This window comes from Lyngbya sp. CCY1209, assembly GCF_055795065.1.
This window is the reverse complement of record NZ_JAYFER010000184.1, coordinates 1-4,017: the sequence shown is the minus strand read 5'-3', so window position 1 is coordinate 4,017 and position 4,017 is coordinate 1. Positions and strand designations below refer to the sequence as shown.

2 protein-coding genes are annotated in these 4,017 nt (G+C 59.6%); both read right to left on the bottom strand.

The window, feature by feature from the left end; all coding sequences use genetic code 11:
* Positions 1-112: 112 nt before the first annotated feature.
* On the bottom strand, positions 113-586 hold the full coding sequence (locus tag AC0QHF_RS02940) for a DUF7680 family protein (RefSeq protein WP_324702689.1): 474 nt from the start codon (positions 584-586) through the stop codon (positions 113-115).
* Positions 583-3,879, bottom strand: coding sequence for an ATP-binding protein (locus AC0QHF_RS02935; protein ID WP_324702688.1), 3,297 nt, complete (start codon positions 3,877-3,879; stop codon positions 583-585). The genes AC0QHF_RS02940 and AC0QHF_RS02935 overlap by 4 nt, the downstream gene beginning before the upstream one ends.
* Between the last annotated feature and the right edge of the window lie 138 nt (positions 3,880-4,017).

Below are 4,017 nucleotides of genomic sequence, written 5' to 3'. Positions count from 1 at the left end.
TCCGCGCCGTAACCCACCGCCCAACAATCATATAGACGGTGCGTTACATTTCATTAACGCACCCTACACCGGCTGAATCCGTTTTTCCCATTTCCAAAAACCCCCAATTAATTCACTCCCCCAACAAAATCCGCAGGGCTCTCAACGCCGAATTGCGGTGTCCGTTGTTCACTTTCGCGAACCAATAATGGGCTTCCTCGTTGCTCATCTCCCCGACGCCCGAGGCGATATTCATGATTTTGTCCGGTTTCCGCAAAGGCTGCAACGCCTGAAATAAGATCGCCAAATTCACCCCCGTCTCCTCATCCAAAATATAGGGATTTTTGCGGCGGTAGGTGAGGGTGTTGGGGTCGTAGTTGTTCGCTTTCAAGACCTGGTAAATACTCTGCCGCGCCAAAACCAAAGCGTTCCCCTTCAGCCGCCCCAAACGCTTGGCGGCGGGGCGCCTCTTTTCCCCGGCTTTTTTGTAAGAACACTGGTAGAGTTCCAGGCCGAAGTTGTTGTTGTCCGTGGGGACGACTCGAAGTTGAAATTCCTGCATTTTGCGGGGATCTTTGAAACCGGAAAAAAACGGTGGGCGTTTCAATCATATTGGAAATCGGCGCTCAAGTTCAATCGTTCCACCGGGTTGCGATCGAGTTGAGATTTGATCTGGCGAAGCTGTGGGGGCAGTGCGTCCCCGCCTGCCGAACCCCCAGATCCGCCCGCCTGACCCCCGGGCGCGATCGCCGGATCGAACTCGAAAATCAGGGTCAAGTTCACATCTCCCTGCACACCGGGCTGGTTCAGCAGTCCATTTAGGGTACTTAGGAACCCCTGGAACCCCCGCAAGTCGCCCTGATACTCCAGGCGGACGAACTGCTGCCCGGCCTGGACGGTTACGGTCTGGTCGATTTGGAATCCGAAGCGATTCAGGAGAGGCATTGCCGTGGTGATTTTGCGGTAGTCCATCACCTGGTCCACCGATAGCGTCAGCCGGGAGATCCCCCCCACTTTCAGATCCAAACAGCGATCGCTCAGTTCCCCGAAAACCCGGTTCACCGTCCCGGAAAAGTTCACCTGCGGGGGTTTTACGTCGAACAGTCCGGGCTGTTCGGCCACCCCCGCCGGGGACGGGCCGGACGAACTCCCCCCCGGGGCCGAGAAGTGCACTTTCGTCTCCTTCGCGGCCGTTTCCCCGTCGCCGTAGTCCGCCACCAACCGAAATGTGGTGGTTTCCCCCACCTGTCCCTCATACTCGTCCGAAGGCCGGAAGTCCCCCGAAATGTGAGTTCCGTTTTGGTACAGTTGAATTTTCAGGGCCTCTTTTGCCTTCCAGCGGACGCGGACGGGCTTCATCGCCTCGGTGGAGGGCATCAGTTGGGCGCCGAGTTCGATTTCCTTGGGTTTGGGGGGTTCGAGGATGCCCCGGCGGTAGAGAACCTGGCGATCGCTAAATTCAATCGTATCTGGAAGGGTCAAAGGCGCGTCGGGGAGCTTGATGTAGACTTTCTGAGCGATCGCCATATCCCACTGTCCCTGTTCCAAACCCCGGCGGATGGTGTCGCGGAGTTTGGGAATTTCCGCCTCCACCGGCAGATTCAGGGCCAGATTTTTAGAGAACTCTTCCCGCAGGTTTTTGGTCGTCCAGCGATCGATTCCGGCCGGCCAGACCTTTTGCAGGATGTAAGCCGGGGCGAAGGGTTTGGCGTCCGCGTCGGCCTCGGCGCGGACTTTCTGGCAGTCCCGCAGGGCTTTCAAAATCACGTCCTGCTGGTTGTTTTTGCCCTTGACGGTGCTGCAATCCTGGGCGGGGAGGGTGTAGTGCATCAGGCCTTTGGGCGCCTTCACCTCGTCCTTGGCGGGGTAGAACAAATGGCGATAGGTGTTGGTGAGGACGATACGCACATCCAGGTCTATTTTCCCTTCTTTTTCTTTGAGCTGCCTCTGCTGGCTTTCGGAGATGTCCTCCAGGCGGTTGGGGCTTTTGAGGATGGTCTGGATCGCCTTGTACTCCCGCGTCAGGTCGATCGCCCGTTCCAGTTCGTGGCGGTTCGCCACCAGGAACAGGAGGCGGTTGCGGAAGGTGCGAAACTTGCCGGACTCCCCGGTATTGTTGAAGATGGTTTCCACCAGCGGCGGGGGCGGGTCCTGGGAGGAGGCGATCATGTCGTCCTCGAAGTCGATGACACACAGGGCGATGGAGTCTGCCGCGTCGTCCACGTCGGAGGCGGTGTCGGGGGCGGACACCAGTTTGAACATTTTGCTGGCGAAAATGCTGTCCCGTCGCGATCGCAGCTCGTCCTTGGCTTCGGACTGACCCACCTGCTGCTTCTCTTCGGCGATGATCTTATTGATGGAGGGTTCTTCCTTGAACCGGGCGATGGACGTGACCGGATCGATGTCGAGATACCAGGCCACCTTCCCCAACTGTTCCAGAACCCGCTCCACAAAGCCGATTTCCAGGTCGGGGGTGAGCAGCGACAGGTTCAGTTCCGATCGCCGGATGCCGGAGGAAATGCCCTGGGTGAGGGAGTGCAGGAAGATAGTTTGTGCCACCCAGGTCGAAAACGGAGGTTTACCCGCCACCTGCCACTGTTCATCCTGCGTCTGGGCGTAGGCGGGCCGGCCGTCGGGGTTGTAGATGTCGGCCTGGATGGGGAGCCGCATCAGGGGGCGCTCCAGGCGGGTGGTGAGGTCGCTCGTCACCTTTTCATCCCGTCCGATGGGGATGTGGTGGGTGTGGATCAGGGGTATCCAGACAGCGCGTCCCTCCGGGGCGGCATCGGCTTCCCGCCACAGGTGGCGGACGACGGAACCGAACAGCCGCAGGGCGCCCCGGGTGCGCTGAAAGTTCGGGATGGAGGCGATCTTTTGGGTCAGGAGTTTGAACAGTTCCGGGTGGAAGGGGTAGGAGGAGGCGATCGTCGTGCCGTAGGAGGCTTCCTTGCAACCGTCGGGCAGGTCGATGCGGCTGGCGCGGTAGGCGTTCAGGTATTCGGTCGCCGCCGCTTCTCCCGCGTCCTCCCTGACGCTCTCGAACAGCCGCTGTTTGACGATATTGTAGATTTCGATATCGGTGGAGGGACTCAGAACCCGCTCCTGTCGGGCGGAAGCCCGCATCACTTCGATGAGTTCCTGGGTTTCTTCCGCGAAGGTGTCGGATGCCGACGCCAGGGAGTAGACAAAAACGAGGCGATCGGACGAAGCGGCCAGGTCCATCAGGGAGAACAGGAACGCCACCACCTGTTTGGCGAGGTCACTGTTACCGACGGTTTTCGCCTTAGCTGTCCGCAGGTGGCGGGCGATCTCGTCCAAGATAATGACGGCGGGTTGCCCGTCGAGCAGTCGCTCCAAAACCGACGTGCCGGGGCTAATCTGGGAGTCATCGGAGCCCTTGAGAAGTTCGTAGCCGCGAATCCCGCCAATTTGGTAGGCGATTTCCCCCCAGATGGTGTAAGTTGTTACGCCGGTGTCTTTGTGAAAGACGCCGTTTTCGGGGTCGAGGTCACGGCCGTCGATCGCCGCGGCCCGCACACTGCCATCAGGAATCAAATTTAGGTCGGCGAAGCGCTCCAACCCCGGAATCCGCCGTCCTTGGCGGCAGATGTGCCACAGGGCAATTTCATCATGAGTTTTACCCCCCCCGAAACTGGTTTCGAGCCGGACGATGGGGGAGCCGACGTCGGCCCCCGTCAGTCGCCCGAACACTTCCTGAATCAGGGTGCGGATGCCGTCGGTGGGGAAGGTGTTGGCGAAGAAGACTTCCGCATCTTGGTAGACGCGGGGGGCGGTTCCCTCGACGACGGGGCGGATCTTGGCCGCGAAGATCTCTTCGGCTAGTTCTCCGCCCCGGATTTCGGCTCGGGGGACGCAGGTTGTGAAGATGGATGGCAACATGGGCGGACTCTGAGGAAAGACGGCGGGACGTTTCGGGGAGCGGTGAGGATGACTTCGGTTCGGGTAACCAATCCCCGCGAAGACAGCGACGGGGCTTTCTAGCCCTAACCTGTTACTCTGTCTCGCAGAGAGCAAGAC